Consider the following 17,995-nt stretch of genomic DNA (forward strand, 5'->3'; position numbering starts at 1 on the left):
CTCAATACCAAAATCTCCTGAAGAAGAACCAATAGTACGGATGGTGCTTGCCTTAATATCTTTTTCAGTGCGTGAACTCTTGTTATTTTGCAATAGAACAACCTAAAGCGAACATCAGGCGCTGCTGCATGCGCTCAGGCAGAAATGCTTTCAGTCCTGCTAGTGCTTCAAACGTAAAGGTTAAATTTGGACCTGTGGATCGAGAAATATAAAAGGAAAGATGGCTGATTCTCTAATACTCCCTTCAGAGGTGGCGCGTGTGCTGGACATCAAGTCCACCATCAGGTACTACCTGTCGCAGAAGAAAAAAGCGCAGCAGACTTTTGGGATGAACAAGTACGAAAACCTGGACTACGGGGGCGACTTCGCCGTGCTGAGCAATGAGGGCGGGACCAGCAGTGGTCCGCCTATTAAAACAGACCACTATGCAATGATACTATGCCTGAGGGGCAGCAGCACGAAAACGGTTGGGCAGTTCACGTTTGAGGTGCAGCCCCAAACGGTACACTTCGTTTCACCGGGCGTCATCAACTCCTATGAAAACTCCACAGAAGATCTGCTCCTGTACATGCTCCTCTTCAGGCGGGAATTCCTGGATGAAAGCTTTATAAGTGGCCCGGTAGTAGATAACCTGCTGCAGATGAACCCGGACTATCCTCCCGTATATACCCTGGAGCCTGACAGTTTTAATGCGATGAAGGCTGGCCTGGAGAAAATCAGCGATGAGTTTGACAGGGGAGGTGCTTTTCACCTGAACATCGTCCGCCTCCAGACGTTGCAGCTGCTCTATGAGATGAACAGGGCTTGCGAGGCCTGTTTGTTGAGCTTTACAAAGCACATGAACCGACAGTACCAGCTAACCCACGCCTTCAGAATGCTGGTAGAAGAGAACTTCCTGACAAAGCGTACCGTGAGTGAATATGCCGACATGTTGAATATTTCCGCCAAGCACCTGGGCGAGTCGGTAAAGCGGGAAACAGGAGAAAGCGCCCTGGAGATCATCCATAGGAGGCTGCTGCGGGAGGCGCAATACCTGCTTTCCTATTCTTCCTGGAGCATAAAAGAAGTTGCAGAGCACCTGAAGTTTGATACCGCCTCGCACTTCAGCCGCTTCTTTAAGCAAAAGACAGGACTGAACCCAAGTCAGTACGGCGCTGCAGCCTTGTTTTAGAGATAAAACAGGGTGTAATGCACACAGCAAGTAGGCTTAGAGTTCTTGCATGATCGACCACTTGTCAGTGGCTAGTGCGCGTTCTTTTCTTAGGAGGAATAGGTCAACTCAATTTGAAAAATATTCAATACATTTAATGGAGAGCGAGTTGCAATATAATATATTCGTTAGTCCGGTTACGTTGATACGCGTACCGTTGGGTGGTTGAAGGGAGTAACTACTTATATCCGCAAGATATCAATGGAAATAGTGATTCTTAATTGAAGCCCTGGTAATATTTTTTACGTAACAAAAGTAAATCTAAAAAAACGAATCATTATGAAAATCAGATGATTATCAACAATTCTTAAAGGTGAATTTCTTTCGTATTTGCTGTTAGGGTTTATAACTCTCAACATCTATCTGAGTACCACTTTGGCGCAATACATTTGATGAAAGAATAGTGCTGGCGGTCAAGCCATATTTCATACGAAAACTCTGTTTGCTCCTAACTTCTATGATTTCAGGCGGTAAGAGATCCTCCCGCCTAAAACCTCAGGCAGCTTTGCGAAAAAGTGACAGAATGTTTGCTATGATTGCACCTAAAGCCAGCCCGGCTAAACCACTGACCAACACCTTTGCAAACCAGGCAAGAACGGGTATTTGGGCCAAAGAATGCTCTAAATCATCAAGCGCATGACTTGTGAAAGGAATACCGTGGGCAATAATTTCTGCTCCTACCCACAACATGGCTGCAGTCCCGATATAGCTGAGGATTTTTAAAAAGTGTGGCATAAATGTTACTATGCCGCGCCCGATTTTTCTGACTTGCGGATGATGGTTTTCTTTTGCCATGTGCACCCCAATATCATCAGCTTTTACTATCAGGCCTACGAACCCATAAACGGCAACCGTGATAAAAATAGCCACGGCTAACATGACGGCAATTTGTGATACCAGTGGTTGTTCAGCCACATTGGCATACGTGATGGCTACGATTTCAGCAGAAAGGATTAAATCTGTGCGAACTGCCCCTTTCACTCTTGTATTCTCCAGTTCTTCGGGTGTGATTACTTTTAGATCTTCCCCTGGGCTTTGATGGGCGTCATCAGTATGATGCTTGCTAAACATGGAGTGGACTTTCTCATAGCCTTCAAAACATAGATAGGCACCGCCCATCATTAATATAGGCGTTATTGCCCAGGGCGCAAAGAAGCCGAGCAGCAGAGCAGCCGGACTTAAAATAATAAGTTTATTGACCAGTGATTTTTTAGCAATCTGAAAAATGATCGAAAGCTCACGCGAAGGATCAAGACCCACCACATACTTGGGCGTCACGGCGGCGTCATCAATGACAATGCCGGATACTTTACCGGTTGTTTTTGACACTTGAGCGGGGACATCATCCAGACTCGCGGCGCTGACTTTCACCAGGGCCGATACATCATCCAATAAAGCAAGAAGTCCTGTTGCCATTATTTGTTTATCATTTTAAAAGAAGACATATTTCCATGCTCGCAAAAGGCGATATTACGAAATATATTTACCAGTCCGCTTCCGGGGGAAAAAATTTGTTGAAGCCAACGCTGCTGACGTCTCAGGTAACTTCAGATTCCTGCATTACGACCATGTCGGAAGGTAAGCAGGATGTCGCTTTAGCCCCCTCAAAGGATACCTAAAAACCTGTTTGCTGGAGCATCCTGTTGTAGCTATCTTCTACAGAGTGTAGAGAAGCATACACAAGTCCCACTCTTCTTCCACACTTCCCCAATTTTATGATGTTTTGGTAATGTGTTGTAAGACAATTAATTGTGTGGTTTTTGTTTCCGTGGCACGGTTCTGACAAAGTAAGAGGCATAACTTAACCAGACAATTATGAAAAAAGTAACTTTTTTAGCAGCCATCGCATTTTTAGGAATGTCATCACTTGACGCAAGTGCCCAAACAACCACCCCGCAAGACCAGACACCGGCAGCGCAGCAGGAAGAGAAAAAAGAAAAAGTAACGCAGGAGCAACTTCCGGAGCCTGTTCAGGCAGCCTTGAAGAGCGACACATACAAAGACTGGACAGTAGGAGACATCTATCTGATCAAGCCAGCCACAGAAGGCACTGAAGACGCTATTGTATACGAGGTAAACCTGACTAATGAGCAGGGCCAGACAGGTGTAGTTAGAATGGATGAAAGAGGCGGAGACGCATCTAAAAAGGAATAGGCTCAGCTTATAGCCGCAGGAAAGAAGCCTCCGTTATGCGGGGGCTTCTTTGTTTGTGCCTCCCTGCTTTCGGTGAAGCCATAAAGTAGGACTGGGTGGATAGGAATGATGTATAAAGCGACTACTCTAAGCCATACCAGTTTGTAACTATATTTTACACTAAATAATATTCCGGGAATTGTAAATTTGTTCAACCTTCACTAAGAGCATGTTTAATTTCAGTTTTTGAAAGCGCATATTTGTAGCTCAAAGTACACATTCCGAACATGCTTTAAACACTAAGCCTATGCCGTTTGATATAAAGTACGCAACAGACTTTTACATGATAGAGGTAGACCTCGACGCAGATCTGCTCCAGGCGAAATGGCTGAGGCCGGTAAGTGTGAAGGAAATGGAAGCAGGTGGGACGAAGCTTTACGAGGTACTGCGTGACACCCAGGTGGCGCGTGTTTTGGCCAATGCCCAGGATTTGGGTGTTTTACCCGCTGAAGCCAAGGAGTGGATGTCGTCCAGGTTTTATGAACTGCTCTCCCTGACGCAGCTGAAAAAAATGGCAAGGGTACTGCCGGAGAACCTGTTCCATCGGGTAGCCCTGGAATCAGTGGTCACCAGGGCCGATGCATTGGGGGTGACTAAATTTGATGTCAGGAACTTCTCTTCGCCTAAGGAAGCCCTTCGGTGGCTGGATTCCTAGGCTAGCCTGAAGCTGGTTCTGCAACAAGTTTCGTGAGCGGTTTGGCGGCCTGCATCAGAGTATGCGGTGTAGTTTAATGTATCGGAGCAGCATAATGGTTTTGCCGTCTTTGATTTCACCGCTTCCGATCATTTCCATTGCCTTTTCAATAGGAATCTCCAGCACTTCGATGTTCTCTTCCTCATAGTCAACTCCTCCGCCATCATTTATCTTCATGGCTTTTGAATACTCCGCAATAAAGAAATAGAGGATCTCAGTTACTGAACCGGGAGACATGTAAGCCTCAAATACTTTCCGTACATCTGTCACCTTATACCCGGTTTCTTCTTCTGTTTCCCGCTTTATACAGTCTTCCGGGTTGTCCTTATCCAGCAGCCCCGCACAGGCCTCTATCAGCATTCCTGATTCGTTGCCATTTACAAATGTGGGCATCCTGAACTGCCTTGTCAGAATAACAGTTTGCTGCTCCTTGTTGTAAAGCAATATAGTCGCGCCGTTGCCCCTGTCAAATGCCTCTCTGCTTTGAGTCTGCCAGGTTCCGTCTTTTTTCATGTAGGTATAAGTTATCTTTCTGAGAACGTACCAGTTGTCTGAAAGTACTTTAGTTTCCAAAATCTTTACATTGTCGATCATAAGGAGCTTATTGCTTACATGGGTATATAATGGCTCGTATAAAGGGCGCTTTTTCCGGGTATTGTTCTGTCCAGAGGGAATTTGATTTTTACTAAGTTAAATCTTTATCAATTATATATATTAAATGTAATAATGCAAGCTCAGGTTAGAAGTGCAGAAATCCATCACAGATTTTATTAACTTATCGGGAGTCAATAAAGGCCTAAAGTGTTATTATTGTTCTGACCTTAAAATGAAAATCAATCATGATGAAAAATGTGTGGTGCCTGATAGGTTTTATAGCCTTGTTTATTCCAGCGGTGCATACTGTTTCGGCCCAGTCCGGTAAACCGCTGTTCCCGCAAACTCCCGGGCTGGTTTCTTATACTTTCCGGAAGAGCTTTGCCAAAGATGTTCCGGCTACACTGGATACTATTCAGGCGCTTGGCTTCACAGACATGGAGTTTTCCAACCTGTTCGGTCAGGAGCCTGCCGAGCTGCGCCGTATGCTGGACGAGCGGAATATAAAATGCTCCTCTTTTGGTGTGAGCTACGAAGACCTGGTAAATAAAACCGATGAAGTTGCCCGGAATGCCAAAACCTTAGGTGCCGCTTATGTGCGGGTAGCATGGTTTCCGCATGAAGCACCGTTCACCCTGGAGCATGCCCAAAAACTGGTGGCGGATTTTAACCGGGTAGGCAAAAAATTAAAAGAAGAACACGGACTCACATTTTGCTACCATAACCATGGCTATGAGTTTCGGCCTTATCAGAATGGCACTTTCTTCGACTACATTGTTCAGAACACGGATCCTGAGTATGTGTCATTCGAGTTGGATATTTTATGGGCTTTCCATCCCGGGCAGGATCCGGCTCAGTTGCTGGATAAGTACGGGAACCGCTTTAAGCTAATGCATCTAAAGGATCTGCGGAAAGGGGTGAAGGGTGATTACTCAGGTGGCACACCTATAGAAAATGATGTAGCGCTGGGCACCGGCCAGTTAGACTTAGCGGCCATTCTGAAAGCCGCTAAGAAAGCGGGAATCAAACATTATTACATTGAGGACGAGAGTGACAGGAAGAGCATACAGGTGCCCCAAAGTATGACTTATCTGAAAAGCTTACAGCAATAGTACTGGTCGTTGATAGGGGCGCATTGTATTTCAGGACTTTTGAGATCCATGAAAGCTGGTAGCTCATTCAAGAAATAGTACGTCTCCCTTGAGGGGGGTATATCTTTACCCACTGCAGAGGAGACGCATCCTATAATTTTCAGTACTTGATAAAGGGCATGCTTTGGCCAGAAAACGTATCCTCATCTGCAACACCAACAAAGTAACCGCCAACGAATATTCCTGCCCCGGATCTTAAAGCATTTGCCCCTGATTTGTAAGCCACTACACTACCATCTATGGTAGAGAAGCTTAGCAGATCTTCGACAAAACCAGTGTCTGCCTTTGGGGAGGCGGAAACCATGGTAAAGATTCTTCTAATGTTCTTTATAACTTTCGGGCGAAAAGAAGTAGCTGATTTACTCATGTGGCGACAGTTTTATGTTTTACATATGTCAATGATACACACTAATCATGCACGGCAACAGGAAATAAATATGCGTGGAGTAACACATACTTAAAACAGGCAGCAGGAATTACCTTTAGATTATATTGTATAAATCTGGGTATTAACAGGACTTAAATAAAGTATACGATAGTTATATTAATAATTAACTATATATTAAGTTTGTTATAGGGGACCAAAGCCAGTAAGAAAGTAACATTTCATTATTCGCTTTTTGGCGGCGTTATAGACAGAATTTATTTGGGAGCATACTCGGACTTTATACTTTGAGCTGCAATGGAGCCTCGTCAGAACTTGATATCACCTATTTTCGCTTTCAGAAATAAATTTTAAACATGCTCTGATGAGGCAATGGAGCGGTTCACAAGAGAGAAGCAGGCCTGAACGGATTGCGTTTACTGTAGTGTAGCATCTATGATGAAACATCAGCCTACAACTGCTGTACTTATTTTATCAAGTCAGTTTTTCTATCAGTAACGCCTGACTTTAAGTGTACAACCTGAAAGAGAATTATATAACATGATAAACATACTGCTTCTCCTGGCCGGATTCATTGCCCTGATTTACGGCGCCACAAAACTTGTTGATGCTGCATCAAGTCTGGCCTCCAGGATGGGCGTTCCTAACATTGTCATCGGGCTGACCATTGTGGCCTTCGGTACATCTGCCCCTGAGCTGGTGGTGAACCTGATTGCCTCCATCAACAACAGCACGGAAATGGTGCTGGGCAATGTGCTGGGGAGCAATATTTTCAATGTGCTGGGAATACTGGGCATCTCCGCCCTGATTTATCCCCTGTCAGTTAAAACGAACACCACCTGGCTTGAGATACCATTGAGCTTTCTGGCCGCTGTTACTGTACTTGTCGTAGCCAGTGATGTTTACCTTGACGGCGCAGCATCGAATTTTATCTCCAGGACCGAAGGGATTATCCTGCTTCTGTTCTTCTCTGTTTTCCTGGTATACAACCTGACAGTGGCCAGGAACAGTCCGGAGGAGGAAGAGACGCAGACAGAAAACTACTCCTACCTAAAGGCCATTCTGTTCATCGCACTCGGGCTGGTAGGGCTGATTGTGGGCGGGAGGCTGATAGTGACAAGCGCCGTGAGCATCGCGCAGACCTTTGGGCTTTCGGAGCGGATTATCGGGCTAACAATAGTATCCATCGGAACTTCGCTGCCCGAACTGGCAACATCAGTGGTGGCAGTAAGAAAACGGAACGTGGACATTGCGATCGGCAATGTAGTGGGCTCCAACATATTTAATATATTCCTGATTTTGGGTGTCTCTACTATTGTCAACCCACTGGAGGTAAACTCAGCCTCGTTTCCAGACATTGCCGTTAATCTTGCTTCCAGCCTGCTGCTGTTTATTTTCGTCTTCACGGGCAAGGGAAGGCAGGTGGCAAGGTGGGAAGGTGGAGTGCTCTTGGTGCTGTACGTCTCTTACCTTATCCTGCTGATTACTCAGTAACCCGCCTGAAAGCCCTGCAGCAGCTGCTATTGCCGTGCTTCTGCCGCTCTCAAACCTTTGGTTTTAGATTTACTATCTGACTTTACGCAAAACCAGAGCATAATTTGTTCTAAGTCCCGGCGGGACGACCTGTTAATAGCCTGATGGCCAGAACCCGCCTTTAGCTCCAGCGGAGCGGCCTGTAAATAATCCCCAACAGGTCGCTCCGCTGGAGCTAAAGAATACTGGGCTTTTTTTCTATCAACAGGTCGTCCCGCTGAGACTCTTGCGTAACGTCTGTTACTAGCTGTATCAAAAATGACAGCGTATGACAAGAAGCGAGAAAGGTAGCGCAGCCTTTTATGGCGGAATCAAAAGCTTGCTGGTGCTTCTCCCGCTCATGGTTTCTCCCGAAAGAGAGCCAGGTGCTGGATAACTGTTCTGCTCTCCAGGCCGCCGGCAAGGGCACCCGTCGTGACGCCTACGGTACTTATAAAAGCAGCCAACCGCAGCTTCGCCCGCCAGTCAATCTCCGGCTGGTCCAGCAGCGTAGGCCATGTCTTCATCAGGCCCTCAGGAAATATATAGGTCTCGATGAGGTACATAAGGCTCCCCACAATAATAAACAGGCCGATGCAGGCCAGCAGCATGCTCAGAAAGATAACGGTGTTGGCCACGGCTAAATGCTCTGTTAATATGCGCTTGTCTTTTCTCGGAAGAAACAGCGACTGTACCCGGACCAGGTAAAAGGTGGCGCCCAATATGCTGATAACCGCATAGAGAATAACTATCTGGTTTGGCATGTTCAGCCCCACATCCCAAATCTCAGCAGTGAAAATAAGCAGGAAAGAAGGCGCTACCGCAGCCGTGGCAAGCCCGGGCAGGGAAAGCGGCAGCAGGAGCGCCCAGTTTCTCAGAAGCGGCACAGCCACCTCCTTCGGGTGCCGGAAAGCCATGAGAATATGGAAGATAAGCCCTTCAGCCATGTTCCCTCCATGCAGCTCGCGCTCAGGCAACCACTCACTTCGCCGCCGGAGCGCTTTTCGTTCGGCCGTATTAAGGTGCGGCACACTCCTCCTGCCTTCCTTAAATAGGTAGGGAGCCATTACTTCGCTTTCGTTTCGGTCTTTGCGCCGCAGCCCGCTGATATGGCCCAGCAGGTGCAGCAATAACGCAGCGCCGTTCCACCGCACATCCTCAGCGTCAAGTGAACGGCGCGGCTCCCCCCGCTGCGACCTGACCAGTTTCCGGGTAGAGATAACCAGTACCCGGCTGACCTGTGAAGCAAGCCCGGGCTCTGCCTTGTTTTTTCGGGACAGAAGGGCTACATCCGTGACAACGACAACCAAATCGAAAGGCCCCTCTGCCATGCGCATGCTGGCGTCATCCAGAAACTGTGAGGGCCCGCGGGGGCTATCTGATTCAAGGGTAACAGGTTCTGCAAGATGGAAAATCCACTTAATGCCTGTTCCCGCCTCCATCTCCGGACCTGTATCCAGCGAGAGCTGCCTGGCAAAGCTTTCCATCCCCGCTGTGTCAGCCGTTCTGCTGAGTGCCAGCATGATTCCCACATTCATCTCCGGCTCCGGCTCTGGCCCCTGTGCTTCTTTTATTTCCCTTAGAAAGCGGTTGCCGGAAGTCAGGGCCCGGACAAAGTAGGTGGAGGTAGTGACGCGGCTAAACTGTAGTATCCTTATAGCCTGCACCAGGCGGAAAACCCGGAATGCCGGAATAAGCAGGGCTATGATGGTCAGCCAGTTTGACTTGATGTATTGCCACCGATGGGGAGCGATGATGAACTTAACCAGGAATTCCAAAATAAACAGGCCCCAGATGATGACCACCAGGAGTTCCTGTGTAGCCGTTAGTCCCTTCGTTAGCTCCATGATCAGGAAGACAAGCCAGAGCACAGACAGAATGAACATGGGCGCCTCCAGGGCCGCCTCTAACTTGTAAAAAAGGTGGTAGCGTTTGCTCCCGATTTGTTCTTCCTCTGTTAGTTCTGTATCCATACATCTCTTTGTTACTTGAAGATCCTGATTTTGCCATTGCCTCTTTGTGGCGGGTGGTAAAGGAGAGGCTGTTTTCTCCGGCCCTTTAGGTGCCTTTCTTTTAGCAGGATGGTGATAAAATGTGTATACCCTGCCGTATCAGAAAGGTTAAAGCCTGGGCAAGGAAGTGCGTGAGGCAACGAGTGTCAGCTGATTGAGCGCATGGCTGGAGGAGAAGGCGTGCACGTGTTTGTTTTTCTCCGGGTTCCATGTCTTAAGAGGACGGTTCATACCTGTTGAAGCCCTAAAGCATGAACTCTTCAAGTGTGTGGAGCAGAATATTGCTGTTAAATTCCTAACTTATTCACAATTTTACCAGGCCGGGCTTTCCCCAGGCATACATCAAAAAAAGCATTACAGAACAATGAGTAGCAGACGTAAATTCATACAACTATCCGCGTTAGGTGCGACACTTGTGGGGGGAGGCTTCCATGTTGCGAAAGCATTTGGTGGCACGCTGGGTTCGGCAAAAAGCAACAAGCCTATCGTTATTTCCACCTGGGACCACGGCATACCTGCCAACGAAGCAGCATGGAAAGTCCTGTCTGAAAAAGGGAGTGCGCTGGATGCAGTAGAGGCGGGCGTGCGGGTGCCGGAAGCGGACCCAAACGTTAGAACCGTAGGCTATGGAGGCTATCCTGACAGAGAGGGGAAGGTAACACTGGATGCCTGCATCATGGACAAGGACAGCAACTGCGGTGCGGTGGCTTTTTTGCAGCACATCAAGCATCCGATTTCGGTGGCCCGCAAGGTAATGGAAGATACGCCGCACGTGATGCTGGTGGGAGATGGCGCACTGGCTTTTGCCTTGTCTAAAGGATTTAAGAAAGAGAACCTGCTGACACCTGCATCTGAAAAAGACTGGCAGAACTGGCTAAAGGAGTCCAAGTATAAACCTGTTATCAATATCGAAAACCACGATACCATCGGTATGCTCGCACTGGATGCAAACGGTGACCTGGCAGGAGCCTGCACCACCAGTGGCGCTTCCTATAAAATGCATGGCCGTGTGGGTGATTCTCCCATCATTGGCGCAGGCTTGTTTGTGGATAACGAGGTGGGCGCGGCCACGGCTACAGGCCTGGGCGAAGCTGTGATGCGGATGGTTGGAAGCCACCTGGTGGTAGAACTGATGCGCCAGGGCAATTCGCCGGAGGATGCCTGTCGTCTGGCAGTGGAGCGGATTATCTCCAAGCAGAAAGACGTAAAAGACCTGCAGGTTGGCTTTATCGCACTGAACAAGAACGGTGAGTACGGTGGTTACTGCATCCACAAGGGCTTTAACTTTGCCGTGCAGGACACAACAGGAAAACAGCTGCTGGATGGAAAGAGCAAGTTCTGACCAGCAGCCGGCACTGGAGGTCTGCATTGACACAGTAGCCTCTGCCATGGCGGCTGAAGAGGGAGGTGCGCAGCGTGTAGAGCTGTGCGATTATTTGGCAGGAGGCGGTACCACGCCCAGCGCCGGTATGATCAAGGTGGTCCGGAAAAGTATTCGTATAGGTTTGCACGTGCTCATCCGCCCCCGCAGAGGTGACTTCTTGTATTCCGATGCGGAGTTCGAGGTAATGAAAAGTGACATAGCAATGTGCCGGGAACTTGGTGCAGACGGCGTTGTAATTGGTGTCCTGAACAAGGATGGCAGTATAGACACCGCCAGAACGCAGGAGCTAATAGCGCATGCAGGTCCGCTGAGCATCACCTTTCACAGAGCCTTTGATCTTACCCCGAACCCACTTAAAGCGCTGGATGCACTCCTGCAGCTAAATGTTCACCGCTTGCTTACCTCAGGCCAGCAGGAAACGGCGCTGCAGGGTATCGGGCTGATCCGGGAGCTAAACAAAAGGGCTGCCGGTAAACTGATTGTGATGCCGGGAGGTGGGGTAAACCCATCGAACATACGGGAATTAGTCGCTGAAACCGGTGTGAGCGAAGTGCATGCTTCCGTGCGCAAGCCTGTGGAAAGCAAAATGAATTTCCGCAAAGCCTATCCACCCATGTCCAGCAACAGAAGCCTGTCGGAATTTGAGCAGCTGGTGGCAGATGTGTCGCAGGTTAGAGCGATGCGGAAAGCCTTTAAAATAAAACCATCCTAATTCAGCACGATAGCGAAGGGGTGGGGAAATGAATTCCGCTATAAGAGCGGCGCTTGTGCTTTAGGCAGCTATCTGTTTCATTTATGCATTAAAATGCTGATATTTAGTGATGTTATGTATAGTCTTGGTATGTTGAACAGAAGATATTAAGGCTTAATCACATAGCTTCATAACCAACCGGGATAACAACATGAGCAAGGAACAAGGTAACGCAAGACGAGAATTTTTGAAATTAGCGGGAATGGCTTCCCTCGGGTTTGTAGGTCTACAGCACTTTGTGAATACCCCCTTATTAGCATCCTCCCGTTCCTTCAATGATTATAATGTAGGGTATGGTCCGCTTCTTCCTGATCCGGAAGGTATTCTGAATCTTCCGAAAGGCTTCTCCTACAAAATTATTTCCCGCAAAGGAGACATGATGAGCGACGGGCTCTTAGTGCCTGGCGCGCCTGATGGCATGGCCACCTTCAAAGGGCGAAAAGGGAGAGTGATACTGGTGCGGAATCATGAGCTTATCTCAAACCCGGATAGTGGCGCTTTTGGGGCTCAGAACGGGCTTCTGTCTAAAATAGATAAAGATAAATTCTATGATTACGGCAAAGGTGTTAGTCCGCAGTTGGGCGGCACTACTACGCTGGTATATAATCCGGCAACGGGTGAAGTAGAAAAACAATTTTTGAGCTTAGTCGGCACCACCAGGAATTGTGCCGGAGGCCTTACTCCCTGGAATACCTGGATTACCTGCGAAGAATCTGTTTTGAAGCCAAACGAAGAAAATTCGTGTGAGCAGGAGCATGGCTATAACTTTGAGGTGCCTGCCAGCACAAAAATGAAGTTAACCAAAGCGGTGCCGATCAAAGCAATGGGAAGAATGAACCACGAAGCTGTTGCTGTGGATCCGAGAACCGGCATTATATACATGACGGAAGACACAGGAGACAGCCTGATTTATCGGTTTATACCAAAAAAGAACGGCAAATTGCTGAAAGGAGGCAAACTACAGGCTTTAATGATAAGGGAGCAGAAAAGCCAGGACACCCGCAACTGGGAACAACTCACTACGCCTGCTTTTCCGGTTGGGCGCCCTTTTGATGTGGATTGGATAGATATAGAAAATGTAGAATCACCGGAGAACGATTTAAGGCTGCAGGGTTACGAGAAAGGGGCAGCCCGTTTTGCGCGCGGCGAGGGAATGTGGTTTGGGAACAATGAAGTCTTTTTTGCCTGTACAAACGGCGGCACCTCCATGAATGGGCAGGTATTTAAATATGTGCCAAGCGCTTATGAGGGAAAGGCGGAGGAAAAGAGCCAGCCTGGAAAACTGGAGCTTTTTGTAGAACCAAACGACTCTACCATAGCCAATGCCTGCGATAACATGACCGTCTCGCAGTGGGGCGATTTAGTGCTATGCGAAGATAATCCTGCTCCTTATGTTGTGGGAATTACTCCAAAGGGGGAGTTTTACAAGCTGGCACAAAATGTAGGCTATAAATGTGAGTTTGCCGGAGGTGTGTTTTCGCCAACAGGCGAAACATACTTTGTTAACCTGCAGGGGGCAGGCTTAACAGTAGCGATAACCGGTCCCTGGCGAAAAGCCTAATGCTGCTGTTGGCTGTCCTGGATGTGGCTATAGTACAGGCTGTAATAAAATAATTTCTCCAAAGTGGGCAATTTAAAGGAATCTATGCTCTACTAGTATAGAGCCTGAGTTATTAGCTACCGGTTAAGTGCCCAAGTTGCGGTATATCGAACTTTTTCGAAAAGTTACCCACTCCTAACTTAAAGCAGGAAGGAGCTTCACTGATGGATTTTCTCGGCTTTGGCAAAAGAAATGTATTAACAAATTAAAAACGGCCTCTAGAGTTATTCGGGGCAATAACAGCATACCTTAAATAAATTATTGAAATGTTGAAAATTCAATTTAGTCTGATTTTTGCTTTTCTGATGTTGAGTGGCTTATTTAAAATGCCCTCTGGTTCTGAAACGCAGGATAACAGGAAGGTCCTGAAGCGCACGAAGGCACTTGCCCAGGACTGGCCAAGCGACCTGAAAGTGACCCCCTTTGCCGGTCCTGAACTTACCCCAAGCCCCGCCTGCCTCGCCGTGGCACCAACAGGCGAAGTGTACGTGGGCGTTGATATGATGGGCTCGCTGGGCAAGGAGCCGGAGAAAGGAAGCATCATCAAACTGGTTGATAGTAACAACGACGGCCAGGTAGACCAGCACACCGAGTTTGCCAAAGTCGATAACCCACGCGGCATTATTTCGCTCGGCGACCAGGTATTTGTCCTGCACACCACTTTCTCTAAAGAAACCGGCATTGCCTCAGGTATGGATCTGGTTGTTTTTGAGGATGCTAACCAGGACGGTGTGGCAGATGGTCCCTCCAAACCACTCATTCAAAACATAAGCTCTCCTAAATTCCTGCAAAGCCGTGGCACCGACCACGCCACCAATGGTATCCGGATGGGTATTGACGGCTGGATATACATCGCTGTTGGCGACTTCGGGTTTCATAACGCTGTTGATAGAACAGGAAAAAAACTGACCATGCTCGGAGGCGGAATTGTTCGCGTTCGCCCGGATGGCACAGAGATGGAAGTATATACCCACGGCATGCGTAACATCTATGACGTGGCCATCGACCCTTACATGAACATCTTCACGCGGGGAAACACCAATGATGGCGGTGGCTGGAACATCCGCTTCAGCCATCAGATACAGTCTGGTGAGTATGGCTATCCTGTCCTGTTCAAGCATTTTACTGATGAGATTCTTCCTGCCCTGGTAGACGTGGGAGGAGGATCGGGTACCGGTGCCTTGTTTATGGATGATCCTACCTGGCCTGCAAAATACAACCAGGTGCCGATGATGGCAGACTGGGGCAGAAACCAGCTTTACATCCACCGGGTAACGGCAGACGGAGCAAGCTTTAAGCAGCAGGAAGAAGAGTTTATCAAGCTACCACAAATCACGGACCTGGATGTTGATGCCTCTGGCAGAATGTATATGGCAGCCTGGGACGGTGCAGGTTATTCGGGCAACCCGGGCAAAGGGTTTGTGGTGCGGGCGGTACCGGCAAACTGGGAGTATAAATCATTCCCGGATCTCAAAAAAGCCTCTGTGAACGAGCTGGCAGACTTACTGAAGTCAAAAAGCGCCGTGGCGCGTTTACACGCCCAGCAGGAACTCATTAGCCGTCCAACTAAGAAAGCTACCAAGGCAGCTTGGAAAGTGGCCGCTGATAAGAAACTGCCGCTCTATGCCCGCGTAGCCGGCATGTATGCTTATGCACAGGCGTCTGGAGAAGCTGGTACTAAAAATTTAGTAAAGCTAACGCAGGAAAATGAGATGAAAGAGTATGCTCTGCGCGCCCTCAGCGATAGAAAAACGCGTATCGGAAATGTTCCGGTCGAGCCTTTCATTGAAGCAGTGAATAGTCCTTCGGAGCGGGTGCAAGCTGCAGCCATCATTGGTTTAGGCCGCCTTGACCGGGCAGAAGCCATTCCTGCGCTTTTAGCGGTTGACGTTCCTGCTACCCTGGCCGCACCGGCAAAAGGAACGGAAGGCCCACACGCTACGCCTAACGCAGCCGTTGTGCCTGCGCACCTGGCAGTACAGGCGCTGGGGGCACTAAACGCTGTAGATGCTTCCGTGAACGCGGTTGGAACGGAAAACTCCAGAATGGCGCTTTGGGCCCTGCGTTACATGCACAATCCGAAAGCGGTGGATGGTTTGATTGCCGCTTACCAGAAGACGAATGACGAAAAGCAGAAAAACGAAATTCTGACCACGCTGTCGCGCCTCTACAAAAAAGAAGCGCCTTATGATGGCTCCTGGTGGTGGAGCACCCGGCCTGACACGCACGGCCCTTATTACAAGGGAATTGTTTGGGAAGCCTCGCCAGCTATCGAGAAGTTCCTGAAGGAGGAACAAGGCAAGGCAGACGCCAACGGAAAGCAGTTCTTTGCCGACCTCAACGCCAGGCACCGTATGGAGATTGCTGAGTTCGGTGGCGACGAAGCCGTAGCTGCAACAGAAGAAGTAGATGTTGACCTGGAAAAAATCCGGAATCAGAAGGGCCAGGTGGGGAAGGCCTCTATCGAAGACGTGATGCTGGCCATGGCGAAAATTGAAGGTGATGCGGTGAAGGGGAAAGCGCTCTTTACCCAGCAAGGTTGTAATGCCTGCCACAGTATAGAGCAAGGCGAGGCCATGAAAGGTCCGTTTATGGGGCAGATTGGTTCTATCATGAACCGGGAGCAGATAGCGGAGTCAATTCTAAAGCCGAATGCCTCTATCTCCCAGGGTTTTGCATCAGTTCTTATCACGGCCAAAGGAGATAAAACGTATATGGGGTTCATTTCGCAGGAATCAGCAGACCAGATTGTGATGCGGAACATTGCCGGACAGGTGTTCACCATAAAGACCGCAGACATTCTGACCCGCAAGGAACTGGAAACATCCATGATGCCCGCAGGACTCGCGAATTCCCTGTCCTACGAAGAGTTTGCGTCCCTCATCACTTTCCTTTCGCAACAGAAAAAGTAAAGAGCTCCTGCGCGCTTTAGTTAATAGCTGAAAAATGTAAAGGTCCTTAAAAAGGGGGCAGCAGCTATGGGAGCATAAGTAGCAGAGAGCAGATGCACAGGCTGATTAGCAGGAATAAGCTTAAAAATGCCCTCTGCTAATCAGCTTTTGTTTATATGGTTTTGCAAGTTAAAAACAAAACACACCAAAAATATGAAAATTAAAGCCTTACTCGGTACCGGTCTGCTAGGGGCATGCCTGTTGTCCTGCACCACGCAAAATAACCAGACTCAGGATGAGACTGTTGCCCAGGATGAGAACGTTTCCCAGGAGGAGTGGGTGCAGCTTTTCAACGGGAAAGACCTGGATGACTGGGATATCAAAATCAGGGGCCACGCCTTGAACGAGAACTACGGAAACACCTTCAGGGTGGAAGACGGGAACATGGTAGTACGCTACGACCAGTATGAGGACTTCGACAAACAGTACGGGCACATCTTCTACAAAGAGCCGTTCTCTTCTTACCTGCTGGTGATGGAGTACCGGTTTGTAGGGGACCAGGCCCCGGGCGGCGAGGGATGGGCTCTCCGGAACAGCGGCGCCATGCTACATTCTCAACCAGCCAACACCATGGGTCTGGATCAGGATTTTCCTATTTCTTTGGAGGCGCAATTACTGGGAGGCAACGGCCAGGATGAGCGGAGCACTGCCAACCTGTGTACGCCTGGCACCAACGTGGTCATGGGAGATTCGCTTTTCACGCCTCACTGTATCAGTTCCAGTTCCGAAACCTACCACGGCGACCAGTGGGTACGCGTGGAAGCGCTGGTGTTAGGTGATTCCATCGTGAAGCATATAGTGGAAGGAGACACTGTGATGGTGTATCAGAAGCCACAGATTGGCGGCGGCAGTGTAAGCAACTACGACCCGGCAGTGAAACAGGACGGGCAGCTTCTGAAAGAGGGCTATATCTCCCTGCAAAGCGAAAGTCATCCGGTGGAATTCAGGAAAGTAGAACTCTTTAACCTCGAGCAGTATATGGATGATCCACAGAAGTTGAAGAGCGTTTTAAGCGATCTGCAGAAAAGGCAATCGCATTAATCGTTTTGAAAGAATTTAAAATCAAACAAAGAAAAAGGCACTCTCTCTGGGGTGCCTTTTTCTTTTTACTACCAGAAACCATCGTTTGCAGCAGTGGCCTCTCTGGCTGCTTTCTTCCTGTTTCCCTTCACTGCCCCTTGGTAAAGGCTTAAGTCAGGATGAACGTCACACTGGAAAAAACACCCTCAAAACCACCTTCACCCTCCTGCGTCTATCCGACACAATAAATTTAGTAAAGTACTGAACACTATATCACTACTTTAAGTATATTACAATCATTTTAAAAATGTTATAGATAGTTATTTTTCAATTTTAAAGGTTTGATATTTTTAAATATTCAATTATTATTTTGTTTTATGGTAAAATGATAACTATATGAATGAATATATACTATATATGTAATCAGTAGAAGATTTGGTAAAATTTATTTAGTGATAATTTTGTATTAATTCAGTAGAGGAAAGCAATCAATTGGGGTGTAAATATTTACTGGCATTGAAATGGAAAAAGTGCTGTG

At 48.1% G+C, this 17,995-nt stretch carries 15 protein-coding genes; 10 read left to right on the plus strand and 5 right to left on the minus strand.

The window, feature by feature from the left end; translation table 11 throughout:
* Window positions 1-220: 220 nt before the first annotated feature.
* Entirely contained in the window at window positions 221-1,171 is a 951-nt protein-coding gene (locus tag DXT99_RS01640; protein WP_115563752.1) for an AraC family transcriptional regulator, read from the plus strand.
* Between the two features lie 534 nt (window positions 1,172-1,705).
* Here DXT99_RS01640 and DXT99_RS01645 read toward each other — a convergent pair.
* The gene (locus DXT99_RS01645) at window positions 1,706-2,626 is read right to left on the minus strand and encodes a DUF808 domain-containing protein (RefSeq protein WP_115563753.1); all 921 of its coding nucleotides are present in this window, start codon (window positions 2,624-2,626) and stop codon (window positions 1,706-1,708) included.
* A 399-nt stretch (window positions 2,627-3,025) separates the two neighbouring features.
* On the opposite strand from DXT99_RS01645, the gene DXT99_RS01650 reads away from it, so the two are divergent.
* Together DXT99_RS01650 and DXT99_RS01655 are read left to right on the plus strand one after the other, a co-directional pair.
* The gene (locus DXT99_RS01650; protein ID WP_115563754.1) at window positions 3,026-3,364 is read left to right on the plus strand and encodes an invasion associated locus B family protein; all 339 of its coding nucleotides are present in this window, start codon (window positions 3,026-3,028) and stop codon (window positions 3,362-3,364) included.
* A gap of 286 nt (window positions 3,365-3,650) precedes the next feature.
* Window positions 3,651-4,058 (plus strand): hypothetical protein, encoded by a 408-nt coding sequence (locus tag DXT99_RS01655; RefSeq protein ID WP_115563755.1) that lies wholly within the window; start codon window positions 3,651-3,653, stop codon window positions 4,056-4,058.
* A gap of 54 nt (window positions 4,059-4,112) precedes the next feature.
* Here the strand turns inward: DXT99_RS01655 and nudK are convergent, their stop codons facing one another.
* Complete coding sequence (gene nudK, locus DXT99_RS01660; RefSeq protein ID WP_115563756.1) at window positions 4,113-4,691, minus strand: GDP-mannose pyrophosphatase NudK; 579 nt, start codon at window positions 4,689-4,691, stop codon at window positions 4,113-4,115.
* A gap of 245 nt (window positions 4,692-4,936) precedes the next feature.
* Between nudK and DXT99_RS01665 the strand changes: the two genes are divergently transcribed.
* Entirely contained in the window at window positions 4,937-5,803 is an 867-nt protein-coding gene (locus DXT99_RS01665) for a sugar phosphate isomerase/epimerase family protein (RefSeq protein ID WP_181884996.1), read from the plus strand.
* 139 nt (window positions 5,804-5,942) lie between these two features.
* On the opposite strand, the gene DXT99_RS01670 is transcribed toward DXT99_RS01665, so the two are convergent.
* Window positions 5,943-6,209: a hypothetical protein gene (locus DXT99_RS01670; RefSeq protein ID WP_115563758.1), complete on the minus strand. Its 267-nt coding sequence runs from the start codon at window positions 6,207-6,209 to the stop codon at window positions 5,943-5,945.
* A 558-nt stretch (window positions 6,210-6,767) separates the two neighbouring features.
* Between DXT99_RS01670 and DXT99_RS01675 the strand changes: the two genes are divergently transcribed.
* Complete coding sequence (locus DXT99_RS01675) at window positions 6,768-7,721, plus strand: calcium/sodium antiporter (RefSeq protein WP_115563759.1); 954 nt, start codon at window positions 6,768-6,770, stop codon at window positions 7,719-7,721.
* Between the two features lie 377 nt (window positions 7,722-8,098).
* Here the strand turns inward: DXT99_RS01675 and DXT99_RS01680 are convergent, their stop codons facing one another.
* Entirely contained in the window at window positions 8,099-9,712 is a 1,614-nt protein-coding gene (locus DXT99_RS01680; protein WP_115563760.1) for an ion transporter, read from the minus strand.
* A 147-nt stretch (window positions 9,713-9,859) separates the two neighbouring features.
* Window positions 9,860-9,982, minus strand: a complete 123-nt coding sequence (locus DXT99_RS27675; RefSeq protein WP_262511347.1) for a hypothetical protein — start codon at window positions 9,980-9,982, stop codon at window positions 9,860-9,862.
* A gap of 133 nt (window positions 9,983-10,115) precedes the next feature.
* Here DXT99_RS27675 and DXT99_RS01685 point away from each other — a divergent pair, with 133 nt between their 5' ends.
* The 5 genes from DXT99_RS01685 (at window position 10,116) to DXT99_RS01705 (ending at window position 17,478) form a co-directional block, all read left to right on the plus strand.
* The gene (locus DXT99_RS01685; protein WP_115563804.1) at window positions 10,116-11,093 is read left to right on the plus strand and encodes an isoaspartyl peptidase/L-asparaginase family protein; all 978 of its coding nucleotides are present in this window, start codon (window positions 10,116-10,118) and stop codon (window positions 11,091-11,093) included.
* On the plus strand, window positions 11,074-11,847 hold the full coding sequence (locus tag DXT99_RS01690) for a copper homeostasis protein CutC (protein WP_115563761.1): 774 nt from the start codon (window positions 11,074-11,076) through the stop codon (window positions 11,845-11,847). Before DXT99_RS01685 ends, DXT99_RS01690 begins: the two co-directional genes overlap by 20 nt.
* Before the next feature lie 190 nt (window positions 11,848-12,037).
* Window positions 12,038-13,447: an alkaline phosphatase PhoX gene (locus DXT99_RS01695; RefSeq protein ID WP_115563762.1), complete on the plus strand. Its 1,410-nt coding sequence runs from the start codon at window positions 12,038-12,040 to the stop codon at window positions 13,445-13,447.
* A gap of 305 nt (window positions 13,448-13,752) precedes the next feature.
* A complete protein-coding gene (locus DXT99_RS01700; protein WP_115563763.1) occupies window positions 13,753-16,398 on the plus strand; it encodes a DUF7133 domain-containing protein in 2,646 nt (881 codons plus the stop codon).
* Window positions 16,399-16,590: 192 nt separating this feature from the next.
* Window positions 16,591-17,478 carry a 3-keto-disaccharide hydrolase gene (locus DXT99_RS01705; protein ID WP_115563805.1) on the plus strand — a complete coding sequence of 296 codons (888 nt, stop codon included), beginning with the start codon at window positions 16,591-16,593 and terminating at the stop codon, window positions 17,476-17,478.
* Window positions 17,479-17,995: the final 517 nt, after the last annotated feature.

Source organism: Pontibacter diazotrophicus, assembly GCF_003367245.1.
Lineage (GTDB): Bacteria > Bacteroidota > Bacteroidia > Cytophagales > Hymenobacteraceae > Pontibacter > Pontibacter diazotrophicus.